This is a genomic window from Streptomyces sp. KM273126 (assembly GCF_004337435.2).
GTDB lineage: Bacteria > Actinomycetota > Actinomycetes > Streptomycetales > Streptomycetaceae > Streptomyces > Streptomyces acidicola.
In genome coordinates, this window is sequence record NZ_SJXB02000001.1 from 1,121,543 (window position 1) to 1,148,531 (window position 26,989).

Sequence of the window (26,989 nt, forward strand, 5' to 3'; positions counted from 1 at the left end):
GCCCGCAACGCTCATCCCCTGACCCTGACCTTTCCTATGGGGCCGGCTCTCGGACTCCGGCCCTCACATCACTTGTCGCGCTGCTGCGCGAACTCCCAAGCGTCCGCCACGATCCCCGCGAGGTCCGCACGCGACGGGTTCCAGCCCAGCCGCTCACGGGCCGTCTGCGCGGACGCGACCAGCACCGCCGGGTCGCCGCCACGGCGCGGGGCCATGACCTCCGGGATCGGGTGGCCGGTCACCCGGCGCACTGTCTCGATGACCTCGCGGACCGAGAAGCCCTCGCCGTTGCCGAGGTTGCAGATCAGGTGCTCGGTGGGCCGGGCCGCGTCCAGCGCGAGCAGGTGGGCCTCCGCCAGGTCGGCCACGTGGATGTAGTCCCGGATGCAGGTGCCGTCCGGCGTGGCGTAGTCGTCGCCGAAGATGGAAATGGCGTCCCGCTTGCCCTGGGCGACCTGGAGCACCAGCGGGATGAGGTGCGACTCGGGGTCGTGGCGCTCACCGAACGTGCCATTGGAAAGCGTCCCGTACGCGCCCGCCACGTTGAAGTAGCGCAGGCTGACCGCGCCCAGGCCGTGGGCCGTCGCCTCGCTGGTGATCATGTGGTCGACGGCGAGCTTGGTGGCGCCGTAGGGGTTGGTCGGGGACGTCGGTGCGGACTCGGCGATGGGGGTCGTCTCGGGTTCGCCGTAGGTCGCCGCGGTGGAGGAGAAGACGAGCTTGCGGACGCCCGCCGAGCGCATGGCGGCGAGCAGCGCCATCGTGCCGCCGACGTTGTTGTCCCAGTACTTCTCGGGCTTCACGACGGACTCGCCGACCTGTGAGCTCGCGGCGAAGTGGAGGACGGCGTCGAAGGTGGAATCCACCCATTTGGCAGCGTCGCGGATGTCGCCCTCGATGAAGGAGGCGCCCGCGGGCACCGCCTCGCGGAAGCCGGTCGAGAGGTTGTCGAGGACGACGACCTCGTGGCCCGCCTCCAGCAGATGCTGGGCGACCACGCTGCCGACATAGCCCGCGCCACCGGTGACCAGGTACTTACCGCTCATTGACTCGCTACCTCTCGCAATCGCTCGGCCGCGCGTTCCGGCGGCACGTCGTTGATGAACACGTTCATGCCGGACTCGGAACCCGCGAGGAACTTCAGCTTGCCGGAAGTGCGGCGAATGGTGAAAAGCTCAAGGTGAAGCGCGTAGTCCTCACGCACGACGCCGTCGAACTCCTCCAGTGCGCCGAACGGGGCCTGGTGCCAGGCCGCGATGTACGGCGTCGGGGGCTCACCTTCGCCGAATATCCGGTCGAAGCGCTTCAAGAGTTCCAGATAGACCTTGGGGAACTCTGTGCGAGCGTCCTCGCCCAGCGCGAGCAGGTCGGGGACTCGGCGGCGCGGGTAGAGGTGCACCTCGTACGGCCAGTGCGCCGCGTACGGCACGAAGGCGACCCAGTGCTCGGTCTGGAGCACGATCCGCTCGTCGGCCAGCTCGCGCTCCAGTACGGCGTCGAAGAGGTTCTCGCCGCCGGTCGCCTCCTTGTGGGCGGCGAGTGAACGCAACATCAGGGCGGTGCGCGGGGTGGTGAAGGGGTAGGCGTAGATCTGCCCGTGCGGGTGTCCGAGGGTGACGCCGATCTCGGCACCGCGGTTCTCGAAGCAGAACACCTGCTCCACGGAGGGGAGATGCGACAGCTCGGCGGTGCGGTCGGTCCAGGCCTCCAGGACCAGACGGGCCTGCTCCTCGGTCAGGTCCTTGAAGGACGCGTCGTGGTCGGAGGTGAAGCAGACGACCTCGCAGCGGCCGGAGTCCCCGGCGAGGGACGGGAAGCGGTTCTCGAACACGGCCACGTCGTACGAGGAGTCGGGGATCTCGCTCAGCCGGTCACCCCGGGACGGGCACAGGGGGCATTCATCGGCGGGCGGATGGTAGGTGCGGCCCTGGCGGTGCGAGGCGATGGCGACCGAGTCGCCGAGGAGCACGTCGTGACGCACCTCGGACGTGGTGACCGTCCGCTCCAGCGGCCGCCGGTCCACCGCGTCGCGCACCGAGTCGTCGCGCAGGTCGTAGTAGATCAGCTCACGACCGTCGGCCAGCCGGGTCGAGGTCTTCTTCACGGCGGACTCCCCATCCGTAACCGATCAAACCATCCAAAGCATCAAACAGAAGCGAACACATCAAACCACAAATCCGCACGACGGTCACTATCACAATCCAACAAAGCTCACCAGCCAAAGTCAGCAGAGCAAGCGAAGTCAGCAACGCAAGCGAAGTGAGCGAAGTGAGCTCCCCATGCGAATCCCCACATCCCTCGCAGAGCAGCCCGCCATGCCTCCCAAGTCCCCCAAGCCCCCCACGCACCTGGCAGCGGAGCTGCGGCTCCCCACCAACTGGCTCGACTACACGATCCTGGCGATCTACTTCATCGTGGTCCTCGGCATCGGCTTCGCCGCCCGCCGTTCCGTGAAGACCAGCCTCGACTTCTTCCTCTCCGGCCGCTCCCTGCCCGCCTGGGTCACCGGCCTGGCCTTCGTCGCGGCCAACCTCGGCGCCACCGAGATCCTCGGCATGGCCGCGAACAGCGCCCAGTACGGCGTCTACACCGTCCACTGGTACTGGATCGGCGCCATCCCCGCCATGGTCTTCCTCGGCCTGGTGATGATGCCCTTCTACTACGGGTCAAAGGTGCGCTCGGTACCGGAGTTCCTCCTCCTGCGCTTCGACCGCCCGGCTCATCTGTTCAGCTCGGCGCTCTTCGCCTTCGCCGCGATCCTCATCGCCGGGGTGAACCTGTACGCGCTCGCCATCGTCGTCGAGGCGCTGCTCGGCTGGCCGGAGTGGGTGTCGATCGTGGTCGCGGGCTTCTTCGTCCTGGCGTACATCACGCTGGGCGGCCTGTCCTCGGCCATCTACAACGAGGTGCTCCAGTTCTTCGTGATCCTGGCGGCCCTCATTCCCCTCTCCGTGCTCGGCCTGAAGAAGGTCGGCGGCTGGGACGGCCTGTCCGACTCACTGACGGCGAGCCACGGCGGCGACTTCGTCACCGCGTGGGGCGGCACGGGCATCGGCAGCGACAACCCGCTGGGCGCGAACTGGCTGACGATCGTCCTCGGCCTCGGTTTCGTCCTGTCCTTCGGCTACTGGACCACGAACTTCGCGGAGGTCCAGCGCGCACTGTCCGCCAAGAACCTCTCGGCGGCCCAGCGCACCCCGCTGATCGCGGCCTTCCCGAAGATCTTCATCGTGTTCCTCGTGATGATCCCGGGCCTGGTCGCCGCGGTCCTGGTCCCGAAGATCGGCACACCGGGCTCGGACCTCCAGTACAACGACGCGATCCCGTACCTGATGGAGGACCTCCTGCCGAACGGCGTCCTCGGCATCGCGGTGACAGGCCTGCTGGCGGCGTTCATGGCGGGCATGGCGGCGAACGTGTCGTCCTTCAACACGGTGTTCACCAGCGACATCTGGGCGAAGTACGTGGTGAAGGGCCGAGAGGACGGCTACTACGTACGCTTCGGCCGCCTGATCACGGCCGTCGGCGTGCTGGCCTCGATCGGCACGGCGTTCCTGGCGTCGAGCTTCTCGAACATCATGAGCTACCTGCAGACGCTGTTCAGCTTCTTCAACGTCCCGATGTTCGTGGTCTTCCTCCTCGGCATGTTCTGGCGGCGGTCGTCGACGAAGTCGGGCTTCTGGGGCCTGCTGGCGGGCACAACGGCCGCGATGGTCAACTACTTCGTCCTCTACAAGCAGGGCGTCGTCGGCATCCCCTCCGACCAGGGCGCCAACTTCGTCTCCGCGATCGCAGGCTTCGTCGCCGGCGCGGTGGTGATGGTGGCGGTGTCCCTGTTCACCGCCCCGAAACCGGAGGCCCAACTCCAGGGCCTGGTCTACGGCACGCGCTCGCCCGGCATGGCCGAGCCGCCCGCCGAGGGCGACGACGCGTGGTACCGCAGGCCCGCTCTGCTGGGCTGGGGGGCGCTTGTCCTGGCGGCGGCCTGCTACATCCCGTTCTCGTTCTCGTTCTGACGCCCCCCTCTGACGTCCCCACTGTCTTCTCAAGGAGTGAGTGCCCCCATGTCCGAGTACTCGGAGCACGACGCGCAACGCGAGGTCACCGAACTGGAGGGCAGGTCGGCCACGGCTGCCCGCCTGTTCGACGTACGCCGCATCATCGGCGGCCTGTTCTCCCTCTACGGCGTCATCGTCACGCTCGCCGGCCTCACGGCCTCCGAAGCCGACCTCGACAAGGCCGAGGGCGTCAACATCAACCTGTGGACGGGGCTGGGGATGCTGGCCCTGGGGTTGTTCTTCCTGGGGTGGCTGCGGCTGCGGCCGATGAAGCAGGGTGCGCAGGGGGTGGAGCCGCGGGAGGGGCCGCCGGAGGAGTGAGGGCGGCTGTATACGGGCCAGAGGGACGGCCCCGTTCGAACTCCCTCCGTTCAAACCCGCCTCCCTTGAACTCCCGTTGAACGCATCGCGAACACTCCGAACCGCCTACAACGCACCCTGGGTCCCCGGCATCAAACACATGCGTCCGACTCTTCTCCCCCTCACGCCACAAGGACCCACCCACCATGAAACTGCGTCGCACATTGTCGGCAACCGCCGCAACCGCCGCGATCTCCACCATCTCCGCGATCGGGGCAGTGTTACTGACCACGACCGCCGCCCAGGCCGACGACGGATCGCCGGCGTCCCCCTCCGCGTCCACGTCGCCCTCCGTGGAGGCGACCCCCTCTGCCTCCTCCACGTCACCCTCCGCGGAGGCATCGCCCTCTGCCTCGACGGCCGCCTCCAACCCGTCGAGCGCTGAGCCCACCGCATCGCCGACGCCCTGCCGCAACGGCCCCTTCTCCATGATCAAGCTCGGTCTCAAGGGACTGCCCGGCAAGATCGCGGCGGGCGGCGGCTGGCACACCTTCACCCTGAACGTGGCCAACACCACCAGCACACCGCTCGGCGAGGTCCAGGGGAGCGTCAGCGTCGACAACGGCCAGGCCAGCGAGAACGCGGACCTGTGGAAGTACGCCTACCTGGAGCGCTGGGACGCCGACAGCGGCACATGGGAGGGCCTGAGCGAAGAGGACAAGAACCAGTACCGCGAGACCGGCCTCATCATCGGCTACACCAACCTCGACGCCCGTGAGTCCGCCGACCTGAAGTTCCGCCTGCGGCTCGACGCCAAGGCCACACTCGGTTCCGCCTACGCCGATGGCGGCGGCACCTACGTGGACCCGGAGAAGCACTGCACCGACGGCACGACCACATCGGCCAACTTCGACGTGGTCGCCCCCGGCGAGGAGGGCGACGGCGGGGAGGGCGACGGTGAGGAGGGCGGCGGTTCTCCCACGGCGAGCGCGACGCCCGCGCCGACCGCGAGCGCCTCGCAGAGCGCGACGCCGACCGCCGACGCGTCGCAGAGCGCCACGTCCGACCCTTCGGTCAACGGGGATCTCGCGGCGACGGGTTCGTCGTCCGCCCTCCCGGTGATCGGCGCGATCGGCGGCCTGGCCGTGGTGGCCGGTGCGGGCGCGGTGATCGTGGTGCGACGTCGCAGGAACGGTGACGCACAGGCGTGACATCGGCGTGACTCGGACGCGGGCCCCTGGGCCGACGCCGGACACGCGCCGGCCGAAAAGCCTGCCGTTCGGAAGGGATGCGGGGGCATGCGGGGGCGTTGTTCGCGCCCCGTTCACATACGGGACCGCTGCTTCTCACGCTGTTGAAGCGTCGACTACCGACCATCTGTTCCCTTGATTCGGTGCTCAAGTAGGGGGACTTGAGATGGTCGAGACGATCGCCGACTTTTTCGACGGGCTGAGCAACGGGCAACTGTGGGCGGGTGCCCTGGTATGTGCCCTGAGCGCGAGCCTCGTGGCCTTCTGGCTGGACCGCTACCAGGGGTGGCGGCGCATCAGCTGGAGCGAGGTCTACAACGGGCCCATCAACAAGCACATCAACCACCAGCCGCCGCCCGGCATGTGGGAGATCCACTGGCAGGGCCGTCAGATCAGCGAAGGCAGCCTGGTCATGCTGGAGGTGCGCAACTCCGGTGTGCAGACGCTCGAACCGGAGCACTTCGCCGCCCCTCTCGCTTTCACCTTCACGGGCAAGAGGGTCGTGCACTTCAAGGTGCGGGACGCCGATGAGCCGCTGGAGGCGACTCTGCGTCCGCAGGTGCCCGTGCCTGCGGACGCAGAGCCGACCGACGACACCGGCTCCGGCGTGAGGCAGGCCACGGTCCGGGCCCCGAGTGGGCAGGCCGACACGATCGTCCTGCCGGCCTTCACCCTCAACCGGCGCGACTCGTTCCGCCTCCTGGTGCTGCTGGAGGACGACGGGGCCGGTTCCTCGGCGAAGCCGCCCAAGATCACCTCGGACGGAAAGCTGAAAGGCGGCAGCATCAAGAAGACCGCCGGGCGAGCCAGGCGCCGGTTGGCCACCGCCATCGTCGTGACGCTCGTCGCAGCCCTGAGCCTGGGCACCGGTGTCTACGCCAACAACGAGAGCCTCAAGCTGGACGCCACCTGCTCCCAGGCCCGTCGGCTCACAGTGACGGGCTCGACCGCCTTCTCTCCCCTCGCCCACCAGGTCAAGGAGGCGTACGAGGAGCAGTGCCCCGAGACGGACGTGGTGCTGGAGGCGAACGGCAGTAGCAAGGGGCTGGAGGAACTGCGTTCGAACACGGCCGCCGAGACCATCGCCATGGTGGACACTGTGGCCGGGCAGGAGCCGGAGAAGGGCCTCGACGCCCACAACGTCGGTGTGATCGTCTTCGCCGTCGTGGCCAACCAGTCACTCGCGCAGGACCTGGGCCCCGGCCAGTCACTCTGGGACCGGGGGCTGACCCAGGACCAACTGGGGCAGATCTTCACCGGAGGCGGCTTCCGCGACGAGGACGGACGCCTCGCCGAAACGCCCGTGGCGGTCGTCCGGGACTACGGCTCGGGCACCAGGGACACCTTCGAGGCGAGGGTGACGGGCGGAAAGGGCACGACGTCGGCCCCTCCGTGCACGGCTGGCTCGACCGGCTCAACCGGAGTCTGTTCCGTGAGTTCCACGATGGAACTGCTCGACTACGTCAACCGGACGAAGAACGCCATCGGGTACGCGGAGGCCGACGCCCTGCCCTTCTTCCCCAACGTACGGACCGTGCCGCTCAACAGCACTCCCCCGACCAAGGAGAACGTCCTCAACGGCGACTACCCCTTCTGGGCCTCCGAGGTCCTCTACACCCGCGAGGGCGCGTCCGGACTGACCCTGAACTTCCTCGACTTCCTGCGCAGCCGAGGAGTCTCGAAGCTCCTGGAGGGCCGGGGCTTCCTCCCGTGCCGGGAGCTGAGGGACTCGAAGGTCAAGGAGATGAGGTGTGACGGCGACTAGGCCGTTGGGGCAGGCCACGGTTGACGTGGTCACGGCCGTGGCCGTGGCCACGTGCCGTTATGCGGGCTGCTCCAGCGTGAACAGGTCGGCGGGATCTGCCGCGTTCAGTGCGCGGTCCACCCATGCCCGGAGCTGGTCGAGGTCACGGCAGACCGTCAGCCGATCGCGGACGGCGTCGGGCATTCGGCGTACGCCAGCCCCGAGTCAGACTCCGTCGTCACCGAACAACTCCTCCGCGTTCGTCGCGCGGACGGCCCGTTGGGCCCAGAGGTCGAGCTGTTCCAGATCTGAGCATGTCTTCACCCGCTCACGAACGGAGTCCGGAACCGGGATGCCACGCCAGTCGAGGATCCTGAGCACCATCGCCGCGCGCTCCTGCTCGACCCCCTCTTCTCGGCCTTCCTCACGGCCCTCTTCACGGACCTTCTCGGCGACCTCGTGCCGGAAGAAGTAGTTAACCGGCATCATCAGCTCCTTCCAGATCTGCTTCGCCTGCGCATCGATCAAGCACGACTCGACGAACTGCGCGATCATCCCCGCGCTGTCCGTCTCGGTGGTCGCCAAGGCTGCCGCCAGCGGCTTCAGTATGGCAGCGGCGCCTCGCCCTTTGCCGTGCGTCATCGCCGAGAAGGCCGCGAGGAACACGTCCCGCTTGGCCTCAGCCTCGTCAGTGATCAGCGGCACGTTCTCCGGGCTCAGTACGAGCGGCCGTACGGTGAGCGAGTGCCAGCCGGGCAGTCCCAGGCGGATCGGCCGTGTCGCCCAGCGGGCCGTGGACCTGCTCTGGGTCAGGACGACCAACACCGGCTCCCATCGGTACTTCGCGTACAAGTACGACAGGTAGTAAGCCCAGCTCCCGCGCTTGTTGTCGTCCCGCTTGCCCTGGGACTCGATGACCAGGAGATACGTCCCCTCGTCCGTCTCCGCCCGTAACAGCGTGTCCACGCGCCGCTCAACCGGCTCGATCTCCGTCAGGTCCGCGTTCAGAACCGCGAAGTCACGCGGTTCGGGAAAGGGAATGTGCAGCACACGCTGCAGAGTGCGCGTGAACCCCGCTGGCTCCTTCTGGCAGATCCGGTGCAGCGCCTCGTGCGACGAGCCGACCATCGGCTCTCCTTTCTGTCCGACGTGATCAACGCGCTACGCAGCGGCGAGGTCACACCACACGAACTTGCCCCGGCTGCCGCCCCTGGCCAGCGGCTGCCGCCCCCACAGGTCGGCGCAGGAGCGGACGAGTACGAGGCCGCGCCCTCCTTCGATGTCCAGGTCAGCGAGCTGGTCCAAGGGGCAAGGCGGTTCCGGTGGTTCGGGATCCGCGTCCCAGGCACCGACGCGAAGGACGCCGTCCCTCCAGGTGAGGCGGAGGGCGGCGGGGCCCTTGGCGTGGCGTACGGCGTTGGAAACCAGCTCCGTGGCCAGCAGTTCGGCGGTGTCGACGAGGCGGATCAGGCCGTGCATGGTGAGGATCAGCCGGAGGGTGCGGCGGCTGATGGTGACGGCTCGGGGGTCGTTCGGGATGTGGAGCCAGTACGCCCAGGGGTCGCCGATCGCGTGGGGTTCGGTTTCGGGCATGGGTGAACTCCGTTCAGGCGGAAGGGGGTGGCAGATCGCAGCGGTCGGGGGCGGTGGCATTGCCGCAGCCGTCACGGCAGGACGGAGTGGTGCACTTCCGGGGCTCCCGGAGTTTCCACAGCGTGCGCGTCGCGTCACTGACGGCAGGGACCCAATTTGGGCCCATGCAAGTCGTTGTCGTAATCTGCCGCTCGAACGAGTCACTGTCTTATGGCAGTTCGGGGGCAGGGAGGAAGTCATGCCGCGCAGGCAGCAGCCCACCGCACGTCAGGAGCGCCTAGGCGCTGAACTGCGGAAATTGCGTGAGGCCGCAGGCCTCAAGGGACGTGAAGCAGCCGCGCTGCTCGGGACGGACTCAGCTCAGGTGAGTCAGATCGAGTTCGGGGTCGCGGGCGTGAGCGAGGCACGTGTACGACAACTCGCCGCTCACTATTCCTGCACGGACAACGAGTTGATCGCGGCATTGGCGGCCATGGCAGCCGATCGGACACGCGGCTGGTGGGAGAAGTACCGAGGCCTGCTACCCACGACGTTCCTGGATCTCGCCGAGCTGGAGCACCACTCCACATACCGATTCGATGTGGAGTTCCTACACGTCCCCGGCCTGTTCCAGACGGAGGACTACGCCCGCGCCATCTTCTCGTACCGTGTCCCTGAACTCCCCGAGAGCGACCTTGAGCTACGCGTCCGCCACCGCATGGAACGCAAAGCCATCTTCGAAGGCCCTACGCCAATCCCTTACGAAGCGGTCATCCATGAAGCCGCGCTACGCATCAGAGTTGCAGACCAGGCCGCTGCCCGAACTCAGCTCGCCCGCATCCTGGAACTCTCCGATGCGGACCACATCACCGTGCGAGTCATTCCCTTCGATCTGGACCGCTTCGCTGGGGCCACGAACGCCATGATGTATGCGGGCGGTGCAGTGCCCAAGCTGGACACAGCGGCACGCGACGCACCGCATGGCGCAGCCTTCATCGACTCCGAAGCCCAACTCAGCGCCTTTCGAACGCTCTTCCGTAAAGTGGAGGCAGCGTCACTCGAACCCGAGCGGTCGCGTGACTTCATCCACAGGCTGACGAAGGAACTGTGAGGAGCGCCGTGACCACCCTTGGCAGCTGGCAGAAGTCGTCCTTCTCGGGAAGCGGCGACGGCAACAACTGCATCGAACTCACCTCCACCCCCGCCATCATCCACCTCCGCGAAAGCGACACCCCCACCACCGAACTCACCACAACCCCCCGCCCTCTCGCCCACCTCCTGCGCGGCATAAGGACCGGCAGGTTCGCCGCGCGCCTCTGACCCTCAGCGCAGTCGGACTGCACTCCGGACCAGCGAAGCAGCACCGCCGGGGGTACTGACGGCACCGACGCCTGCCCGCGGGCGTTCCATCTCACGGCCGCGTCCACGGGGGTGGTGTGCCGGCTGAACTGCGACACATTCGGGAAATGTGTCGCACCCGCGGATTCGATGGCCTGCCCGCAGTCGCCCTACACCACGTCTGTGGACGTGACCCATCTCGCAGAAATGTGACACATCAGCGCCGAGTGCCGCACTCTCGCGCCTCACCGGTCGGGCACCTTCGCTCCGCGCGCACCGCTCAAGTTCGAAGAGATGGCAGTTCGAAGAGTCGGCATACGGGAGACGGTGTACCACGTGCTGTCGCCGAGGGACCTGGGGCGGCCCCGACGACGGACTGAGGCAAACCCCCGGCGACAGACTGGAGCCCGCCAGATGGTGTGCTCTGCAGGCGCGTTCCTACCGTGGCCCCATGCCCATGACCATCCGCCACGCCGTCCGCCGTACTACCGCAGCGGCGGCAGCCGCAGCCGTCGCCTTCGCGCTCCTGGCGGCCTTCGCCCCAGTCCGCGCACAAGCGGAGTCGTCCCCCCTCCAACGAGACGCCGACGCGTTGCGCGACACCGGGGTGACAGGGGTGTCCGTGCGTCTGGACACACCACGCGGCACCCTAACCGCCCGCAGCGGATTGGCCGACCTCGCCACCCAGGCCCCCGTACCCCCGTCCGAGTACATCCGCATCGGCAGCACCACGAAGACGTACGTCGCGACCGTCCTCCTCCAACTCGTCGGCGAAGGGCGACTGTCCCTCGACGACACCGTGGACCGGTGGCTGCCGGGGGTGGTCCGAGGCAATGGCAACGACGGCCGCCGTATCACCGTGCGCCAGCTCCTCCAGCACACCAGCGGCCTGCCCGACTACATCGCGGACGTCCTCCCCGACATGAGCGCCGACGGATACCGTGAGCACCGCTGGACGACGTACACCTCGCGGCAGCGCGTCGCGTTCGCCATGACGCACCCGCCGGTCTTCGAGCCGGGGACGCGCTGGGAGTACTCCAACACCAACTACATCCTGGCCGGGATGGTCATCAAGTCGGTCACCGGCAGGTCCTGGGACCAGGAGGTGAGGTCACGCATCCTGCGCCCGCTGCGACTCACGCACACCTCCACCCCGGGCGACAACCCATACCTCCCCCACCCCCACAGCCGTAACTACCAACAGTTCGACCAGTCCGGACCCGGCCCGATGACGGACACGACCATTGCCTACCTCCCCTTCGACGGAGACGCCGACGGCTCGATCATCAGCACGACCGCCGACACCAACCGCTTCTTCTCGGCCCTCCTGAGTGGCGAACTCCTCAGCCCTGCCCAACTCGCCGAGATGCAACGCACGGCCGCCGTACCCGACGCCCCCGGAGAGGTGCCGGGCGAGCGCTACGGGCTGGGCCTGGAGTGGACTCCACTGACCTGCGGCGGCGGCTACTGGGGCCACAGTGGCAGCGGCTTCGGTTATCTGGCGTGGCCCGCGGCCACGCCAGACGGCCGGACCGCGGTCGCGGTCGCCGTCCATAGCCGACCCGCCGACGAGAACACGGCCGTACGCCAGATCCGGGGCGTCACGGACCTGATCGACCACGCCTTGTGCGCACGGTCAGGGAAGCCTCGGCCCTGACGGACGCAGACGCCTTGGTGCCGGGCCGCCAGTCAGTTACGGCTCCGGCCCGGCGCCCGTCTCAGGAGCCGAGTGCGGCACTGGGCCCGCGCGGTCCAGCAGACCCGTGCGGGCCGCCAGCGCCGCTGCCTCCAGGCGCGATCCGACCCCCAGCTTCATCAGGACGCGCTGGACGTGGGTGCGGGCCGTGGACGGGGCGATGCCCATGCCGGCCGCGATCAGGCGGGTGTCCTCGCCGTCGGCGACGCGGACCAGTACCTCGACCTCGCGCGGGGTCAGCATCTGGAGCAGGCGCTGGCCCTCGTCGTCGGGCTGGGCGGCCGGGTTGAGCAGTTCGCTGAAGGCGCCCTGGAGGAGGGCGGGTGCGACCGCCGCCTCGCCCGCCCGTGCCTTCATGATCGCGCGCTCGACGCCCTCTATGCGCTCGTCGTGCCGTACGTACCCCGACGCGCCCGACGCGAACGCCGCCGCTATGCCGCGCGGGCTCGGCACCGGTCCGAGGACCAGCACCGCCACCTGCGGGCGCTCCCGTTTGATCCGCACCACCGGATCGAAGATCCCCGGCTCGGCGGGTGCCGCCGTACCGAACAGGCACACTTCAGGTGCCCGGGTGATCACCAGTTCCGCCGCCCCCGCGGCGGGCGCCGCCGCGGCGAGCACCCTGTGCCCGCGCAGCTTCAGCGCCGAGGCCAGTGCCTCGGCGAGCAATCGGTGGTCGTCGACCACCATGAGCCGCACTCCCATCGAGCAACCCCCCAGTCCCCCCAATGGCGCACCACTATGGCTGCCCACTGGTCCCCACGAACAGATCCCCCTTGACTCCCCCGCTCTTCATGCCCCCGGAAGCTACACGCTTGTTCGACGTTGCGCTCCCCCTCTGCGGGAGAAGTGCCCGAGATTACCGAAATCCCTCCCATTCGAGAGTGATGAGGGGTAAGTGCTCGGCCCCGCCCCTGAGCAGGGACGGGGCCGTTCCGCAGGGGCCCGGGGGCGCATGGGGTTGCACGGCACCGAATGGGGATCACTTCGCGCCGAAGGCGAGCGCCGCGTACCTCTTGTCGTCCGGGGAGTACGCCTTGCCGGCGAGTTCCTTGCCCATGAAGAACCGCCCGTTGCTGTAAAGGAGCTCGGCGGAATCCGGGACCATGCTGCTGATCGCCATGAGCGTCTCCCGGGAGGCCGGGGTCTCCAGGAGCTTGGTGGTCTTCAGCGTGGAGGTGTCGACGGAGACGACCTGGGCGCCCTTGTTGTACGGGCCGTCCTTGAAGGCGATGATGTTCGGCCCGTCCATGCGGATCGGGAACAGCGCGTAGCCGTCGCCCGCGTCGACGCGTTCACCGGTGGCCTTGCCGGTGGCCAGCGAGAAGGACACGATCTCGTTGGTCTGGGCGGTGCCGCTGCCGCTGTGCTCCTCGGTCACCACGTACAGCTTGTCGTTGCCGACCGTGACCCCCTTGCAGTCCCAGACCTCGCCGACAGCGCAGTCGGACTTGTACTTGCCCTTCGGGGTCGTGATCTTCGTACGGAGCTTGCCGTTGTCGTCCAGCGAGAAGACGTCCGTGAAGCCGGAGGCGGTGATCTCGCCCGAGTCCACACCGAAGACGACCGGCTCGGTGGAGATCACCTTGGCGTTGTCGATGCCGGCGGGCAGTTTGTAACTCCACTTGCTGGAGCCGGACTTCGGGTCGAGGAGCTGTACCTCGTACTGCTCGTCGCCGAAGTCGCCGCACTTGCGGACCGCGATGAGCTGGGTGCCGCCGGCGTAGCCGACGTCCACGCACTCGCTGACCTTCGGCGCCCACAGGGGCTTGCCGGTGTTCACGTCGAACGCGGCGCCTCCGTAGAGACCGCCCACCGCTGCCGTGGAGCCGGAGATGGTGACCTGGGTGAAGGCCACGGCCGCGCCGCTGAGTTCGGCGTTCCGCGTCCACAGTTTCTTGCCGTCGGCCACCCGGAAGGCGGTGATCCCGGTGCAGGGCTGGGCAAGGCCCTTACTGTCGCGCTTCTTCTCCTCGTGCACGACCACGGCGACCCCGTCGGCGCTGACCTCGCGCGAGGCCGCACAGGTCTGGCCGGCCAGCGGGAGCGTCCACCGGACGTCGCCGTTGTCGGGGTCGTGGCCCACGATCTTGGAGACGCCGCCCTTGACGTACACCGAGTCGGTGAGCCAGGAGCCCTTGATGCTGTCGACCTGCTGCCGGTCCTTGATCTCGGGCGCGGGCAGATCGAACAGGAGCTGGGCGCTGGTGTTGGACGGCACCTTCTCCTGTGCACCGTTGTCCCCGCCGCCGGACGTGCCGCCCGTTCCCGCGTCCGCGCCTCCGGTGACGCCGCCGGAGTCCGCGGAGTTGTTCTTGCCGTCGGCGTCCTTGTCGCCGGAGGACGCGTACAAGACGCCACCACCGATGATCAGCGCGATGGCGGCGACGGCCGCGACGATGATGACCAGCTGGGAGTTGACCTTCCGCCCGCCCTGGCCGACTTGGCCGCCCAGGCCGACTTGGGGCTGCTGGGGCGGGGTCGGCTGCGGGTAGCCGTACGGCGGCTGGCCGTAGGGGGCAGCTCGCCGTAGGGGGACTGCTGGCCGTAGGGGGACTGCTGGCCGTACGCGGGCGGCTGGCCGTACGGGGGCTGCTGGCCCGGGGCGCCGTAGCCGGCGGCCTGTGGCGGCGCGGGCGGCGGAGGGGCCTGGGGTGGCTGGGGATGCTGCGGCGGTTGCTGGGGCTGTTGGGGCGCCTGGGGGTAGCCGTAACCCGGGGCGGGCGCACCGAAGCCGCCCTGCGGCGGCTGTGGGGGCGCGGCGGGCGGCTGCTGCGGAGGCGGGGGCGGCGGCCCCTGCGGTGGCGGCGGTGCCTGTCCCTGTGGTGGCGGCGGTGCCTGTCCCTGTGGTGGTTGCCCCGGCGGTGGGCCGAAGCCGCCCTGCGGCGGCTGATTGGGCGGCTGAGTCATCAGCGCGCTCCCCCTCTTCGCTGCTTTTGAGCCACCCGCTGTCACGCGAGGTGTTGGTTCTCGGAGTGTTCCCAGACGGCTCTTTCTACCACTGCCCACCGCCGCGAGGCTCTCACGCACGGGCCGGTCACTCCCTCGTTCCCAAGGGAGGACCGGCCCGTGATGCCCTCGTTATGCTCCTTCACGGTCGCTTCACGCGACATGAAACCGTCGGTTTCAAGACGGCCCTTGGAAGCGGAGCGGTCACGCTTCCTCTGCCAGCTCCAGCCAGCGCAGCTCCAACTCCTCGCGCTGCCCCGCCAGGTCCCGCAACTCCGCGTCCAGTTCAGCCACCCTCGCGAAGTCCGTGGCGTTCTCGGCGATCGCCGCGTGCAGCTTCGTCTCCTTCTCGGAGATCTTGTCCAACTGCCGCTCGATCTTCTGCAGTTCCTTCTTCGCGGCCCGCTGGTCGGCCGCGCTCTTCTCCGGTGCCGCCTTCTCCGCGCCCGGTGCGGGCGCGGCCGCCCTCGCCGCGCTCTCCTCCATCGCGTGGCGCCGTTCGATGTACTCGTCGATTCCGCGCGGCAGCATCCGCAACGCACCGTCACCGAGCAGCGCGTACACCCGGTCCGTCGTCCGCTCGACGAAGAACCGGTCGTGGGAGATGACGACCATCGAGCCGGGCCAGCCGTCGAGGAGGTCCTCCAGCTGGGTGAGGGTCTCGATGTCGAGGTCGTTGGTGGGCTCGTCGAGGAAGAGGACGTTCGGCTCGTCCATGAGCAGGCGGAGCAGCTGGAGCCGCCGGCGCTCACCACCCGACAGGTCGCCGACCGGCGTCCACTGCTTCTCCTTGCCGAAGCCGAACGTCTCGCACAGCTGGCCCGCGGTCAGCTCGCGGCCCTTGCCGAGGTCGACCCGGTCGCGGACCTGCTGCACGGCCTCCAGCACCCGCAAGTTCGGGTCGAGTTCGGCGACCTCCTGGGAGAGGTAGGCGAGCTTGACGGTCTTGCCGACAGCGACCCGGCCCGCGGCGGGCTGTTCCTCGCCCGCGGAGCGCGCCGCGTCCGCGAGGGCCCGCAGCAGCGAGGTCTTGCCGGCGCCGTTCACTCCGACGAGGCCGAAGCGGTCGCCGGGGCCGAGCTGCCAGGTGAGGTGCTTGAGCAGCACCTTGGGGCCGGCCTGGACCGTCACGTTCTCCAGGTCGAAGACCGTCTTGCCGAGGCGGGAGCTCGCGAACTTCATCAGTTCGCTGCTGTCGCGCGGCGGCGGCACGTCCTTGATCAGTTCGTTGGCGGCCTCGACGCGGAAGCGCGGCTTGGAGGTGCGGGCGGGGGCGCCGCGCCGCAGCCAGGCCAGTTCCTTGCGGACCAGGTTCTGGCGCTTGACCTCCTCGGTGGCGGCGATGCGCTCGCGTTCGGCGCGGGCGAAGACGTAGTCGGAGTAGCCGCCCTCGTACTCGTAGACCGCGCCGCGCTGGACGTCCCACATGCGGGTGCAGACCTGGTCGAGGAACCAGCGGTCGTGGGTGACGCAGACGAGGGCGGAGCGGCGCTCGCGCAGGTGGTTCGCGAGCCAGGAGATGCCCTCGACGTCGAGGTGGTTCGTGGGCTCGTCGAGGATGAGGATGTCCTGCTCCTCGATGAGCAGTTTGGCGAGGGCGATACGGCGGCGCTCGCCTCCGGAGAGGGGGCCGATGACGGTGTCGAGTCCCTGCGGGAAGCCGGGAAGGTCGAGTCCGCCGAAGAGGCCGGTGAGGACGTCCCTGATCTTGGCGTTGCCCGCCCACTCATGGTCGGCCAGGTCGCGGATGACCTCGTGGCGGACGGTGGCCTCGGGGTCGAGGGAGTCGTGCTGGGTGAGGACGCCGAGGCGGAGTCCTCCGGAGTGGGTGACGCGGCCGGTGTCCGCCTCCTCCAGCTTGGCGAGCATGCGGATGAGGGTCGTCTTGCCGTCGCCGTTGCGTCCGACCACGCCGGTGCGGTCGCCTTCCGAGACGCCGAGGGAGACTCCGTCGAGCAGGGCGCGGGTGCCGTACACCTTGCTGACGTTCTCGACATTGACGAGGTTGACGGCCATTACTCTCCTGAGCGCAGGGGTGGATCGACCCTCCAGGGTACGCGTCGCGTCCGGCTGCCCGCCGGGCTGTTTCGCCCCCGCCGCCTCTTCCCGTTCCCGTCCCTTCCCTGGGGCTGCCTACCCCGGGCCCCGCCGTCGGCCTTGACGGCCTTGACGGCCTCAGCCAGTGACACGCCCGACCACGGTCGCTCCCGGCGCGGGGGACGTCGCGGTACGAGCGGTGCGGCACGTACCGGAGCCGAGGAGGGACTCGGCGACCTCGGCGGCGCTCTCGGCGTCCCGTACCAGGAACGCCGTGGTGGGCCCGGAGCCGGAGACGAGGCCGGCGAGGGCGCCGGCGGCGCGACCGGCGGCCAGTGTGTCGGCGAGCGACGGGAAGAGGGAGAGCGCCGCGGGCTGGAGGTCGTTGGAGAGGGCGGTCGCCAGGGCGGTGGGGTCGCCCTTGGCGAGGGCGTCGAGCAGTTCCTGGGAGGCGAGGGGCTCGGGAACCTCGGTGCCTTCCGTGAGGCGGTCGAACTCCCGGTAGACGGCCGGGGTCGAGAGGCCTCCGTCCGCGACGGCGAACACCCAGTGGAAGGTGCCGCCCACGTCGAGGGGCCGGAGTTGCTCGCCCCTTCCGGTGCCGAGCGCGGCGCCACCGACCAGGCTGAAGGGTACGTCGCTGCCCAACTCGGCGCAGATGTCGAGGAGTTCGTCCCGGGAGGTGTTCAGGGCCCACAGCGCGTCGCACGCCACCAGCGCTCCGGCCGCGTCCGCACTGCCGCCCGCCATGCCGCCCGCGACCGGGATGTCCTTGGCGATGTGCAGGTGCACGGCGGCATCGAGGCCGTGCCGTCCGGCGAGGGCGAGGGCGGCGCGGGCCGCCAGGTTCGTACGGTCCAGGGGGACTTGGTCGGCGCCCGGCCCCGCGCACGTGATGCGCAGCTCGTCGGCCGGAGTGGCGGTGACCTCGTCGTACAGGCCGACGGCCAGGAAGACGTTGGCCAGGTCGTGGAAGCCGTCGGGGCGGGCGCCGCCCACCGCGAGCTGGACATTGACCTTGGCGGGGACGCGTACCGTGACGCTCACTGCTGGACCGGCTCCTTGGGCTCTGTGTTCTGCGCGGAACGGTGCTCCGCGATACGGGCGAACTCCTCGACGGCGAGGGACTCCCCGCGCGCCTGCGGCGAGACCCCGGCGGCCACGAGGGCGGCCTCGGCCGCGGCGGCAGACCCCGCCCAGCCGGCGAGGGCGGCGCGCAGCGTCTTGCGGCGCTGCGCGAACGCGGCGTCGACGACGGCGAAGACCTCCCGCCGCGAGGCCGCGGTCCTGACCGGCTCCGCTCGCCGGACGAGCGAGACGAGACCGCTGTCGACATTGGGCGCGGGCCAGAAGACGTTGCGGCCGATGGCGCCCGCTCGCTTGACCTCGGCGTACCAGTTGGCCTTCACGGACGGAACGCCGTACACCTTGGAACCGGGCGGGGCGGCGAGGCGGTCGGCGACCTCCGACTGCACCATGACGAGCGTGCGCTCGATGCTCGGGAACGTCTCCAGCATGTGCAGGAGCACCGGGACGGCCACGTTGTAGGGCAGGTTGGCGACGAGGGCCGTGGGCGCGGGGCCCGGCAGTTCGCGTACGTGCATCGCGTCGGAGTGCACCAGCGCGAAGCGGTCGGACCGCTCGGGCATGCGGGTGGTGATGGTGGTGGGGAGGGCGGCGGCGAGTACGTCGTCGATCTCGACGGCGGTGACGCGGTCGGCCACCTCCAGCAGGGCGAGGGTGAGCGAGCCGAGTCCCGGGCCGACCTCGACCACCACGTCGTCGGGGCGTACCTCCGCGGTGCGGACGATCCGCCGTACGGTGTTGGCGTCGATCACGAAGTTCTGGCCGCGTTGTTTGGTGGGGCGTACGCCGAGGGCTCCCGCCAGTTCGCGGACGTCGGCGGGGCCCAGGAGGGCGTCGGGGGTGGGGCTGCTCACGTCCCAAGGGTACGGGTGGGTGAGTGCCGGGTTGTTTCTCGCCCCCGCCGCCCCTACCCGTCCCATCCCCAGGGGCTCCGCCCCTTCGACCCCACCGAGGGGGCTGCGCCCCTGGATCCCCGGGCTTCGGGGCTCTGCCCCGGACCCCGTCTCGGGGGCCGGCCCCCGGACCCCTGCTCCTCAAACGCCGGAGGGGCTGGAACGGGCGGGGGTCTGGGGCGGCAGCCCCCAGGGAAGGGATGGGACGGGTAGGGGCGGCGGGGGCGGAAGAAACCCCGGATCAGCCGTGCAGCCGCCTCCCGCAGTGGGGCCAGGGGCTGGCCCCACTGCGTACGTACAACTTCTTCGCTCGCATCGTCTGCTCGTCCGCCGACGCGTCCTGGGGCCGCCCCACACCCCCGAGGTTCTGCCAGGTACGGGAGTCGAACTGGTAGAGACCTCCGTACGTCCCGGAGGGATCCACCGCACCCGGCCGCCCACCGGACTCACACGCCGCCAGCCCCGCCCAGTTCAGGTGGTCGGCCCCCCGCACGGACGTCGGCACCGGCTTCGTCCCCACCTTCACGACCTGCGTCCGGGCCTCGCGCACCACCTCGGAGCGGGTACGGCGCGGCTTCTGCCGGACGCCGTTGACGACGCGCACGGAGTACGTGTCGCGGCGCACGCCCGAACGCCCGGCCCGCTCGACGACCTCCGTGCCCTGGAAGAGGGACGGGTCGTCCGTCCGGAGCACGTCGAAGGGGATCGACTCCTCGCGCACCTCCCGCTCCCCGGTGATCCGCAGCACGGTGATCGTCTGTCCGTCCCGCGGAAAGCCGTCCTGCGGAACGGACGTCGTGTCCTGCCCCTTCAGCGTGATCCCGGCCTGCTCCACGGACTCCCGCACGGTCGCCGCGTTCGTACGGATCGTCCGCGGGCGGCCGTCCGCCATGACCGTGACCGAACGCTCGGTGCGGACGTCCAGCGCCAGCCCCTCCCGCCCGATCCGCCGGGAGCGCGAGGTCGATACGTACGCCCCCTCCGCTCGCACCCCCAGTTGTTCGAGCGCCCCGTCCACCGTGTGCGCCGTCGTCCACACCTGGCGCCGCTGCCCGTCGAGGGTGAGGTGTACGGGCCGGCCGTAGCGGACCGCCACCTCGTCGCCGCTGGCCAGGTCGGTGCCCGGCGCGGGCGCCACCACGTCGTGGGCGCCCACGGCGACGCCCTCGTCGGCGAGTAGTTCGCTCACGTCGTCCGCGAAGGTGTGCAGGGTGCGCGGCTTCCCGTCGACACTCAGCTCGATCGCCTTGTCCTTGGCGACGAAGGCGGTCGTACCACCTGCGAGGAACGCCACCACCAGCGCCTGCGGAACCAGGCGGCGCAACGGCACGGGCCGCTCGACGGTGCGTCTGCGGCGCGCGGCCCGCCGGGGCCGGGCCCGACTGCCGGGATTGCTGGGTTTGCCGGGTTTGCCGGGTCTGCTGGGCGCCCGGTCCTCCGGAGGGGACACCACCGGCTCGGCCGCCGCCTCGTAGGCGGGACGGTACGTGTCCTCGTACCGGTCGTGCGCGTCATGCGCGTCATGCGGGTCATGCGGGTCATGCAGGTCATGCAGCTCCGGCGGAGGGATGGGGCTCAGTCCGTACGGCTCGGCGTACGGCTCGCCGTACCTTTCGCCGTACGTCTCGCCATACATCTCGTGCTGCGCTCTGCTCACGACGACACGCTCCTCGGGGAGGCCGAAGGCCGGAGGCCGGACCGGGCGACCGCAACCTAACGGAACGGTCGTCACTCCCCAAAGCAACGCGACTACACAGCGTGGCGACACGGGCCGCCATCCAGTGACGTTGGTCACTCGAATGGCCCAGCGGCTGTGCCGGAAGCGTTATCTCTCAGTAATCAAACGCCCGCCGGGTGTTCGCGCCGATCGCCGTCGCCAGCGGGTCCTCGTCGATACCCCGCACCGCGGCCATGGCCCGCACCGTGACCGGAATGAGATACGGCGCGTTGGGCCGACCGCGGTACGGCGCCGGGGTCAGGAAGGGCGCGTCGGTCTCCACGAGGACCAGTTCCAGCGGGGCCACGGAGAGGGCGTCGCGGAGCGGCTGGGCGTTCTTGAAGGTCATGTTGCCGGCGAAGGACATGAAGTAGCCGTGCTCGGCGCACACCTCGGCCATCTCGGCGTCGCCGGAGTAGCAGTGGAAGACCGTCCGGTCCGGCGCGCCCTCCTCCTTGAGGATGCGCAGCACGTCGGCGTGGGCCTCGCGGTCGTGGATGACCAGGGCCTTGCCGTGCCGCTTGGCGATCTCGATGTGGGCCCGGAAGGACCGTTCCTGCGCCGCCTTGCCCTCGGGCCCGGTGCGGAAGTAGTCGAGCCCGGTCTCGCCCACGGCCTTCACGTGCGGCAGCGCCGCCAGCCGGTCGATCTCGGCGAGCGCCTCGTCCAGGGCCGTGGCCCCGCCCGGCTCCCGGGCGCCCTGCCGGGACCAGCCGTCGGGGTCGCCGTGGACGATGCGCGGGGCCTCGTTGGGGTGCAGCGCGACCGCCGCGTGGACGTTCCCGTGCGCCGCTGCCGTGTCGGCCGCCCAGTGGGAGCCCTTCACGTCGCAGCCGACCTGCACGACCGTCGTCACACCCACCGACGCGGCCTTGGCGAGGGCCTCCTCCACCGTGCCGGACTGCATGTCGAGGTGGGTGTGCGAGTCGGCGACGGGCACCCGGAGGGGCTCGGGGAGCGGGGGCGCGGAGTTCTTGTCCTGCTCGTTCCGCTCACCACGCTTCACCCGATCGTCCTGCTCGTCCCGTCGGCCAGAGGTGTTCGAAGGCATGCCCCGATCCTACGAAGGGGGCATGCCCTCACGGCGTCCCGGTGGCCGTCAGCTCGCCCTGCGCTGGAACGGGTGGAGCAGGTCGGACAGATGCCAGTGGTGGTCCTTGGCCCCCTTGGCCCCCTTGGCCGCCTTGGGCTCCCGGCCCCCGGCCGAATCCTGTCCCTCGGCCGGCTCCTGGCCCGTCGTCCCCGGCTCCCGCGCCGGGGACGACGCCTCGTCCGCCGGGATCTGCCGGGGCACCGAACGGGACTGCCCGTGGAGGTGGCTCTGCACGGAGGACACCTGTCCCGGCCGCATGATGCGCACCACGTGGTTGTCGCAGTTCTGGCAGGTGGGCTTGGACAGCGGCGACGGGACGACCCGTCCGTCCGCGACGTACATCACGAACTCCTGGCCCTGGCCGTCTATGTGGTGCTCTATCTCGTACGACTGCTCCCAGCCGTGCCCGCAGCGCATGCAGGCGAAGGAATAGGACTCGTGGACGACTGCGGTCGCCGTGCCGCGGTGGCCGATCTGCCCTGCGATCTCGGTCATGCCAGCTCCTGTTGTCCGCTGGACAAGCACCCCCGGCGCGGGATTCCCCCCGGAATCCCGTTGGAGGCGGGGGACGGGTGCGTCCCCTCACCCAGTGGACTCCGCTCCGGGTACGCGCGCAGCAGCCCTGTCGAGTGTTGGAGCCGATTTGGCTTTTCCTTGTGGGAGAGCTCCCGGTGCAAAGCCCGAGCTTTGCTTACACCGGGGCGCCTTTACCCGCGCATGGGGCGCAGGGGAGCATCAGAGGGGCGCATCCAGACCTGAGGCCGGTCCCTAAAGCCCTAAAGCCCGACTCACCCCGCGGAGCTCTTCGCCGCCACCACCGCGTCGAAAACCACCCGCTTCGGCACCCCCGCCTCCACAGCCACCGCCGCGATCGCCTCCTTGCGCCGCTCGCCCGCCTCCTCCCGCACCCGCACCCTGCGCACCAGCTCATCGGCGTCGAGCTCCTCGGCCCCCTTCTCGGGCGCACCCTCCACGACGACGGTGATCTCCCCGCGCACACCCTCGGCGGCCCAGGATGCAAGCTCGCCCAGGGACCCCCGCTTGACCTCCTCGTACGTCTTGGTCAGCTCGCGGCACACCGCGGCCCGCCGCTCCGCCCCGAACACCTCGGCCATCGCCGCGAGGGTGTCGTCCAGCCGGTGCGGGGCCTCGAAGTACACGAGCGTGCGCCGTTCCCCGGCCACGTCCCGCAGCCGCGACAGCCGCTCGCCCGCCTTGCGGGGCAGGAACCCCTCGAAGCAGAACCGGTCCACGGGCAGCCCGGACAGCGCGAGCGCGGTGAGCACGGCGGACGGGCCCGGGACTGCGGTGACACGGATGTCCTTCTCGACGGCCGCGGCCACCAGCCGGTACCCCGGGTCGGAGACCGACGGCATGCCGGCGTCCGTCACGAGCAGCACGCGGGAGCCCTCCACCAGCGCCTCGACGAGCTCCGGCGTACGGGCGGACTCGTTGCCCTCGAAGTACGACACGACCCGTCCGGAGGGCTGCACGCCCAGCGCCTGGGTGAGGCGCCGCAGCCGCCGGGTGTCCTCGGCGGCGATCACGTCCGCCCCGGCCAGTTCCTCGGCGAGCCGGGGCGGGGCGTCCGCGATGTCGCCGATGGGGGTGCCTGCCAACACAAGGGTTCCTGTCACGTTTCCATCCTCGCAGGGGGCATACGCGGGACTCCCACAGACGTGTTCCCTACGATGGCGCGGTGACCAGTACCGCGTCCGACATGGACACCCGGGAGTGCCAGGCCACCGAAGAGCAGCGGCCGTCGTGGCAGCAGAGGCTGCGCCGGTTCGGATACACGGCGAGGCCGAGAGGCGACGTCCGTGACCGTCTGGTGCCCCCGTACACCCGGCCCGGCCCGCGCCTGTGGGCCGTGCTCGGGCTGCGCGAGGAGGTCGGCGCCCGGATCACGCGCTGGTCGGCATGGGGCGGGCCGCTGCTGGTGACGCTGCTCGCCGGGCTGGTGCGGTTCTGGAACCTGGGCAGCCCGAAGGCGGTGATATTCGACGAGACGTACTACGCCAAGGACGCGTGGGCGCTCATCCACCGCGGCTTCGAGGTCAACTGGGCCAAGAACGCCAACGACCTCATCCTGCAGACCGGCGGTCACGTCTCGGTCCCGACGGACGCCGCGTACGTGGTGCATCCGCCGGTCGGCAAGTACGTCATCGGCATCGGCGAGTGGCTGTTCGGGTTCACACCGTTCGGCTGGCGGTTCATGCCGGCGCTGCTCGGGACGCTCTCCGTCCTGATCCTGTGCCGCATCGGACGCAGGCTGTTCCGTTCCACGTTCCTCGGCTGTCTCGCGGGCCTGCTGATGGCGGTGGACGGGCTGCACTTCGTGATGAGCCGGACGGCGCTGCTCGACCAGGTGCTGATGTTCTTCGTGCTGGCGGCGTTCGGCTGCCTGGTGATCGACCGCGACAGGACGAGGGAACGGCTCGCCGCCGCGCTGCCACCGGACGGCGACGGGGTGGTCCGCCCGAACGCGCATGTGGCGGAGACCACCCGCTTCGGTCCCCGCCCCTGGCGCTGGATGGCGGGCCTGTGCCTGGGCCTGGCCTTCGGCACCAAGTGGAACGCCCTCTACGTCATCGCCGCGTTCTGCCTGATGGCGGTGTTGTGGGACGTCGGCTCCCGCAGGGTCGCGGGCGCGCACCGCCCGTACGCGACGGTCCTCAAGCGCGACACGGGCCTCACGTTCCTGGCCACGGTCCCGGTCGCCATCGCCACCTACCTGGTCTCCTGGACCGGCTGGATCCTCTCCCCCGACGACGGCTCGGGCGGCTACTTCCGCAACTGGGCGGCGACCGCGGGCAAGGGCGGCAACTTCACCTGGCTGCCCGACTGGGTGCGCAGCCTGTGGCACTACGAGTACGAGGTCTACCAGTTCCACGTCGGCCTGCACTCGCCGCACACGTACCAGTCGAACCCGTGGAGCTGGATCGTGGCCGGCCGCCCGGTCTCGTACTTCTACGAGTCCCCGATGCCCGGCAAGGACGGCTGCCCGTCGGACGCGGGCGAGAAGTGCGCCCGCGAGGTCCTGGCCCTCGGCACGCCGCTGCTGTGGTGGGCCGCCGCCTTCGCCGTGGTCTACATCCTGTGGCGCTGGTTCTTCCGCCGCGACTGGCGCGCGGGCGCCATCGCCTGCGGTATCGCGGCCGGCTACCTCCCCTGGTTCATGTACCAGGAGCGCACGATCTTCTTCTTCTACGCGATCGTGTTCCTCCCGTTCCTCTGCCTGGCCGTCGCCATGATGATCGGCGCGATCCTGGGTCCCCCGGGCTCGACGGAACGCCGCCGCGTCGCGGGCGTGGCGGGCGCGGGCGTCCTGGTCCTCCTGATCGCGTGGAACTTCATCTACTTCTGGCCGCTGTACACAGGCAGCGCGATCCCGATCGACTCGTGGAGGGCTCGGATGTGGCTGGATACGTGGGTCTAGCTGGGCTGCTCCCCCTCGGACGGCCCACAGACGCATGCCAGGGGCTGGTACTGGTGCGGGTGCCGGACGCCGGAACGACTCCTGAAACACCCGACCCCGCCCCGCTCACATGCAGCGGACGTGGGACGCCAGCGCCAACGGGGTACGCGTAGGCGCATACTGGGGGCAATGACAAAGCCTGCTGCACCGAAGCGTCATTTGCCCACCAGCCCCTTCAAGGCCCCGGACACACCTGCTCCCAAGCACTTCGCCGTGGGCGACCAGGTCACACACGACATGTACGGCCTCGGCCGGGTAGTCGGCATCGAGGATGGAATCGCGGCGCTCGTGGATTTCGGCTCGGCGCAAATGCGGATCTTGAGCCCGTACGCCAAGATGACCAAGCTGTAGGACCGCTGTGCCCGGTCACGGCACGCCAGGCCCCTTCAGGGACCTGTAACGAAAGGGAGACCTCTCATCGATCCGACGTCGCTGTTCTCCGCCCTGGAAGGGCAGCCCCGCTGTGCCACTGCAGCCTCGCCGCCTCCGGCGACAAACCCCTTCCAGGCCCCGGACTTCGGGGAAGGCGAGACCTTCCTGCTAGAGGATGTACAGGGGCTCGCCTCGGGCATGCGTGCCACGCGGCCCAAGGCAGCTTAGCTCCGGGACGAGTGCAGTGGCTTTGGCAGCCGGCCCGGACCGTCTCCGGTGCTGCGGTGAGGAGTGCGGCCGTCTCGGTACCCCTCTCATCCAGCCCCGTTCACCGTCGTTCAGCCGAGACCGTGCGCCAGGCCCGCGTCGGCCTGTCGTCAGCCGGTTGTGAGCACCATCCGGAAGCGGGCCTTTCCGGCGAGCATCTTCCGGTAGGCGTCGTCGGCGCGGTCCAGCGGCACGGGTTCCGTCATCGGGCGGATGCCGTGCAGGACGCTGAACGCCATCGTGTCCTCCACGTCCTGCGAGGTGCCGGACGGGTGGCCCCGGACGACCAGGGCGCTCATGAGCAGCTGGGCCGGGATGATGCCCATCGGTTCGGATGCCGCTCCGATGACCACCAGCTCGCCACGGTGGGTCAGGCCGCCCACGGTGGCCGCGATGGCCTCCGAGTTCCCGGCCGTGGCCAGGACGGCCTTGGCGCCGCCGAGGGACTGCAGCGCCTCGCCGACCGGGGTGCCGGAGGTGCTGTCGATGTAGTGGTGGGCGCCCAGCTGCTTGGCGAGGTCGGCCTTCTCGGGGCCGCGGGCGATCCCCACGGTCTCGAAACCCATCGCCACCGCGTACCGCACCCCGAGGTGCCCGAGGCCGCCGAGGCCGAGCACGGCGACCAGATCGCCGGGCCGGGCGGAGCTGCGCCGCAGCCCGTTGTACGTGGTCACGCCCGCGCAGGCCATCGGCCCGGCATCGCTCGCCGCCAGCCCGTCGGGGATCCGGGCCAGGGCGTCGACGGGCGCGATCACCTTCTCGGCGTAGCCTCCGTCGTACGTCCATCCCGGGACCCTCAGGTTCTGGCACACGATGAAGTCGCCCTGCCGGCAGGGCTTGCAGTAGCCGCAGCTGCCGCCGAACCAGCCGACCGCGACCCGGTCACCGACCTGCCAGCCACGGTCCTGAAGGCCTTCACCCAACTCCTCGATGTGCCCGGCGATCTCGTGCCCGGGAACATCGGGGAACGACACACCCGGTACCGCGCCGTTCACGAAGAGCGAATCGCTGTGGCAGACGCCGCACGCTTCCACAGCGATCCTCACATAGCAGGGTCCCGGCCGCGGCACCTCTCGCTCGGCCAGCTCGAACGTACCGCCCGGGGCGGTCACCTGCGCGACTCGATAGGTACTCATGCG

Annotated in this window: 24 protein-coding genes; 9 read left to right on the top strand and 15 right to left on the bottom strand. The window is 69.8% G+C overall.

What is annotated here, in order from left to right; genetic code table 11:
- Positions 1 to 68: 68 nt before the first annotated feature.
- Both galE and galT read right to left on the bottom strand, forming a co-directional pair.
- On the bottom strand, positions 69 to 1,046 hold the full coding sequence (gene galE / locus E0500_RS04700; protein WP_131568561.1) for a UDP-glucose 4-epimerase GalE: 978 nt from the start codon (positions 1,044 to 1,046) through the stop codon (positions 69 to 71).
- The gene (galT, locus tag E0500_RS04705; RefSeq protein WP_131568562.1) at positions 1,043 to 2,104 is read right to left on the bottom strand and encodes a galactose-1-phosphate uridylyltransferase; all 1,062 of its coding nucleotides are present in this window, start codon (positions 2,102 to 2,104) and stop codon (positions 1,043 to 1,045) included. Before galT ends, galE begins: the two co-directional genes overlap by 4 nt.
- 211 nt (positions 2,105 to 2,315) lie before the next feature.
- Between galT and E0500_RS04710 the strand changes: the two genes are divergently transcribed.
- From E0500_RS04710 to E0500_RS04725, 4 genes are all read left to right on the top strand, one after another.
- Positions 2,316 to 4,016: a sodium:solute symporter family protein gene (locus E0500_RS04710; RefSeq protein ID WP_131568582.1), complete on the top strand. Its 1,701-nt coding sequence runs from the start codon at positions 2,316 to 2,318 to the stop codon at positions 4,014 to 4,016.
- 48 nt (positions 4,017 to 4,064) lie between these two features.
- Positions 4,065 to 4,379, top strand: coding sequence for a hypothetical protein (locus E0500_RS04715; protein WP_131568564.1), 315 nt, complete (start codon positions 4,065 to 4,067; stop codon positions 4,377 to 4,379).
- Positions 4,380 to 4,564: 185 nt separating this feature from the next.
- The gene (locus E0500_RS04720) at positions 4,565 to 5,569 is read left to right on the top strand and encodes an LAETG motif-containing sortase-dependent surface protein (protein WP_131568566.1); all 1,005 of its coding nucleotides are present in this window, start codon (positions 4,565 to 4,567) and stop codon (positions 5,567 to 5,569) included.
- A gap of 205 nt (positions 5,570 to 5,774) precedes the next feature.
- A complete protein-coding gene (locus E0500_RS04725; protein ID WP_131568568.1) occupies positions 5,775 to 7,373 on the top strand; it encodes a substrate-binding domain-containing protein in 1,599 nt (532 codons plus the stop codon).
- Between the two features lie 57 nt (positions 7,374 to 7,430).
- Here the strand turns inward: E0500_RS04725 and E0500_RS43505 are convergent, their stop codons facing one another.
- Genes E0500_RS43505 through E0500_RS04735 form a run of 3 tightly spaced genes read right to left on the bottom strand, consistent with a single transcriptional unit; the run spans position 7,431 to position 8,945 of the window.
- A complete protein-coding gene (locus tag E0500_RS43505; RefSeq protein ID WP_258572618.1) occupies positions 7,431 to 7,556 on the bottom strand; it encodes a hypothetical protein in 126 nt (41 codons plus the stop codon).
- 21 nt (positions 7,557 to 7,577) lie between these two features.
- On the bottom strand, positions 7,578 to 8,480 hold the full coding sequence (locus E0500_RS04730; protein WP_131568570.1) for a hypothetical protein: 903 nt from the start codon (positions 8,478 to 8,480) through the stop codon (positions 7,578 to 7,580).
- Between the two features lie 33 nt (positions 8,481 to 8,513).
- Complete coding sequence (locus tag E0500_RS04735) at positions 8,514 to 8,945, bottom strand: ATP-binding protein (protein ID WP_131568572.1); 432 nt, start codon at positions 8,943 to 8,945, stop codon at positions 8,514 to 8,516.
- Between the two features lie 238 nt (positions 8,946 to 9,183).
- On the opposite strand from E0500_RS04735, the gene E0500_RS04740 reads away from it, so the two are divergent.
- From E0500_RS04740 to E0500_RS04750, 3 genes are all read left to right on the top strand, one after another.
- Positions 9,184 to 10,035 (top strand): helix-turn-helix transcriptional regulator, encoded by an 852-nt coding sequence (locus E0500_RS04740; RefSeq protein ID WP_131568574.1) that lies wholly within the window; start codon positions 9,184 to 9,186, stop codon positions 10,033 to 10,035.
- Positions 10,036 to 10,043: 8 nt separating this feature from the next.
- The gene (locus tag E0500_RS04745; RefSeq protein WP_131568576.1) at positions 10,044 to 10,244 is read left to right on the top strand and encodes a DUF397 domain-containing protein; all 201 of its coding nucleotides are present in this window, start codon (positions 10,044 to 10,046) and stop codon (positions 10,242 to 10,244) included.
- Between the two features lie 469 nt (positions 10,245 to 10,713).
- Positions 10,714 to 11,919 carry a serine hydrolase domain-containing protein gene (locus E0500_RS04750; protein WP_309504954.1) on the top strand — a complete coding sequence of 402 codons (1,206 nt, stop codon included), beginning with the start codon at positions 10,714 to 10,716 and terminating at the stop codon, positions 11,917 to 11,919.
- Between the two features lie 36 nt (positions 11,920 to 11,955).
- Here the strand turns inward: E0500_RS04750 and E0500_RS04755 are convergent, their stop codons facing one another.
- The 9 genes from E0500_RS04755 to rsmI form a co-directional block, all read right to left on the bottom strand.
- A complete protein-coding gene (locus E0500_RS04755; protein WP_131568578.1) occupies positions 11,956 to 12,663 on the bottom strand; it encodes a LuxR C-terminal-related transcriptional regulator in 708 nt (235 codons plus the stop codon).
- Between the two features lie 277 nt (positions 12,664 to 12,940).
- Positions 12,941 to 14,311: a PQQ-binding-like beta-propeller repeat protein gene (locus E0500_RS04760; RefSeq protein WP_258572620.1), complete on the bottom strand. Its 1,371-nt coding sequence runs from the start codon at positions 14,309 to 14,311 to the stop codon at positions 12,941 to 12,943.
- Positions 14,312 to 15,111: 800 nt separating this feature from the next.
- The gene (locus tag E0500_RS04765; protein ID WP_131572157.1) at positions 15,112 to 16,923 is read right to left on the bottom strand and encodes an ABC-F family ATP-binding cassette domain-containing protein; all 1,812 of its coding nucleotides are present in this window, start codon (positions 16,921 to 16,923) and stop codon (positions 15,112 to 15,114) included.
- A gap of 159 nt (positions 16,924 to 17,082) precedes the next feature.
- On the bottom strand, positions 17,083 to 17,991 hold the full coding sequence (locus E0500_RS04770) for a 4-(cytidine 5'-diphospho)-2-C-methyl-D-erythritol kinase (RefSeq protein ID WP_131572156.1): 909 nt from the start codon (positions 17,989 to 17,991) through the stop codon (positions 17,083 to 17,085).
- Positions 17,988 to 18,884, bottom strand: a complete 897-nt coding sequence (gene rsmA, locus E0500_RS04775; protein WP_131572155.1) for a 16S rRNA (adenine(1518)-N(6)/adenine(1519)-N(6))-dimethyltransferase RsmA — start codon at positions 18,882 to 18,884, stop codon at positions 17,988 to 17,990. The genes E0500_RS04770 and rsmA overlap by 4 nt, the downstream gene beginning before the upstream one ends.
- 280 nt (positions 18,885 to 19,164) lie before the next feature.
- Entirely contained in the window at positions 19,165 to 20,559 is a 1,395-nt protein-coding gene (locus tag E0500_RS04780; RefSeq protein WP_131571119.1) for a resuscitation-promoting factor, read from the bottom strand.
- Between the two features lie 196 nt (positions 20,560 to 20,755).
- Complete coding sequence (locus tag E0500_RS04785; RefSeq protein WP_220140445.1) at positions 20,756 to 21,691, bottom strand: TatD family hydrolase; 936 nt, start codon at positions 21,689 to 21,691, stop codon at positions 20,756 to 20,758.
- Positions 21,692 to 21,739: 48 nt separating this feature from the next.
- Positions 21,740 to 22,228: a hypothetical protein gene (locus tag E0500_RS04790; RefSeq protein WP_131571106.1), complete on the bottom strand. Its 489-nt coding sequence runs from the start codon at positions 22,226 to 22,228 to the stop codon at positions 21,740 to 21,742.
- A gap of 293 nt (positions 22,229 to 22,521) precedes the next feature.
- On the bottom strand, positions 22,522 to 23,370 hold the full coding sequence (gene rsmI / locus E0500_RS04795; protein WP_131571109.1) for a 16S rRNA (cytidine(1402)-2'-O)-methyltransferase: 849 nt from the start codon (positions 23,368 to 23,370) through the stop codon (positions 22,522 to 22,524).
- A 62-nt stretch (positions 23,371 to 23,432) separates the two neighbouring features.
- Between rsmI and E0500_RS04800 the strand changes: the two genes are divergently transcribed.
- Together E0500_RS04800 and E0500_RS04805 are read left to right on the top strand one after the other, a co-directional pair.
- On the top strand, positions 23,433 to 25,172 hold the full coding sequence (locus E0500_RS04800) for a phospholipid carrier-dependent glycosyltransferase (RefSeq protein ID WP_165935226.1): 1,740 nt from the start codon (positions 23,433 to 23,435) through the stop codon (positions 25,170 to 25,172).
- Positions 25,173 to 25,340: 168 nt separating this feature from the next.
- Positions 25,341 to 25,562 (top strand): CarD family transcriptional regulator, encoded by a 222-nt coding sequence (locus tag E0500_RS04805; protein WP_131571112.1) that lies wholly within the window; start codon positions 25,341 to 25,343, stop codon positions 25,560 to 25,562.
- Between the two features lie 398 nt (positions 25,563 to 25,960).
- Here E0500_RS04805 and E0500_RS04810 read toward each other — a convergent pair whose 3' ends face one another.
- Positions 25,961 to 26,986 carry an alcohol dehydrogenase gene (locus E0500_RS04810; protein ID WP_131571114.1) on the bottom strand — a complete coding sequence of 342 codons (1,026 nt, stop codon included), beginning with the start codon at positions 26,984 to 26,986 and terminating at the stop codon, positions 25,961 to 25,963.
- Positions 26,987 to 26,989 lie beyond the last annotated feature (3 nt).

Coding starts and splice junctions, on each gene's coding strand:
- E0500_RS04730 (WP_131568570.1), bottom strand. CDS start 8,480: ATGGTCGGCTCGTCGCACGAGGCGCTGCACCGGATCTGCCAGAAGGAG.
- E0500_RS04715 (WP_131568564.1), top strand. CDS start 4,065: ATGTCCGAGTACTCGGAGCACGACGCGCAACGCGAGGTCACCGAACTG.
- E0500_RS04755 (WP_131568578.1), bottom strand. CDS start 12,663: ATGGGAGTGCGGCTCATGGTGGTCGACGACCACCGATTGCTCGCCGAG.
- E0500_RS04765 (WP_131572157.1), bottom strand. CDS start 16,923: ATGGCCGTCAACCTCGTCAATGTCGAGAACGTCAGCAAGGTGTACGGC.
- E0500_RS04750 (WP_309504954.1), top strand. CDS start 10,714: ATGCCCATGACCATCCGCCACGCCGTCCGCCGTACTACCGCAGCGGCG.
- E0500_RS04805 (WP_131571112.1), top strand. CDS start 25,341: ATGACAAAGCCTGCTGCACCGAAGCGTCATTTGCCCACCAGCCCCTTC.
- E0500_RS04725 (WP_131568568.1), top strand. CDS start 5,775: ATGGTCGAGACGATCGCCGACTTTTTCGACGGGCTGAGCAACGGGCAA.
- E0500_RS04720 (WP_131568566.1), top strand. CDS start 4,565: ATGAAACTGCGTCGCACATTGTCGGCAACCGCCGCAACCGCCGCGATC.
- E0500_RS04735 (WP_131568572.1), bottom strand. CDS start 8,945: ATGCCCGAAACCGAACCCCACGCGATCGGCGACCCCTGGGCGTACTGG.
- E0500_RS04785 (WP_220140445.1), bottom strand. CDS start 21,691: ATGCCTTCGAACACCTCTGGCCGACGGGACGAGCAGGACGATCGGGTG.
- E0500_RS04810 (WP_131571114.1), bottom strand. CDS start 26,986: ATGAGTACCTATCGAGTCGCGCAGGTGACCGCCCCGGGCGGTACGTTC.
- galE (WP_131568561.1), bottom strand. CDS start 1,046: ATGAGCGGTAAGTACCTGGTCACCGGTGGCGCGGGCTATGTCGGCAGC.
- E0500_RS04710 (WP_131568582.1), top strand. CDS start 2,316: ATGCCTCCCAAGTCCCCCAAGCCCCCCACGCACCTGGCAGCGGAGCTG.
- E0500_RS04740 (WP_131568574.1), top strand. CDS start 9,184: ATGCCGCGCAGGCAGCAGCCCACCGCACGTCAGGAGCGCCTAGGCGCT.
- E0500_RS43505 (WP_258572618.1), bottom strand. CDS start 7,556: ATGCCCGACGCCGTCCGCGATCGGCTGACGGTCTGCCGTGACCTCGAC.
- E0500_RS04780 (WP_131571119.1), bottom strand. CDS start 20,559: ATGTATGGCGAGACGTACGGCGAAAGGTACGGCGAGCCGTACGCCGAG.
- E0500_RS04790 (WP_131571106.1), bottom strand. CDS start 22,228: ATGACCGAGATCGCAGGGCAGATCGGCCACCGCGGCACGGCGACCGCA.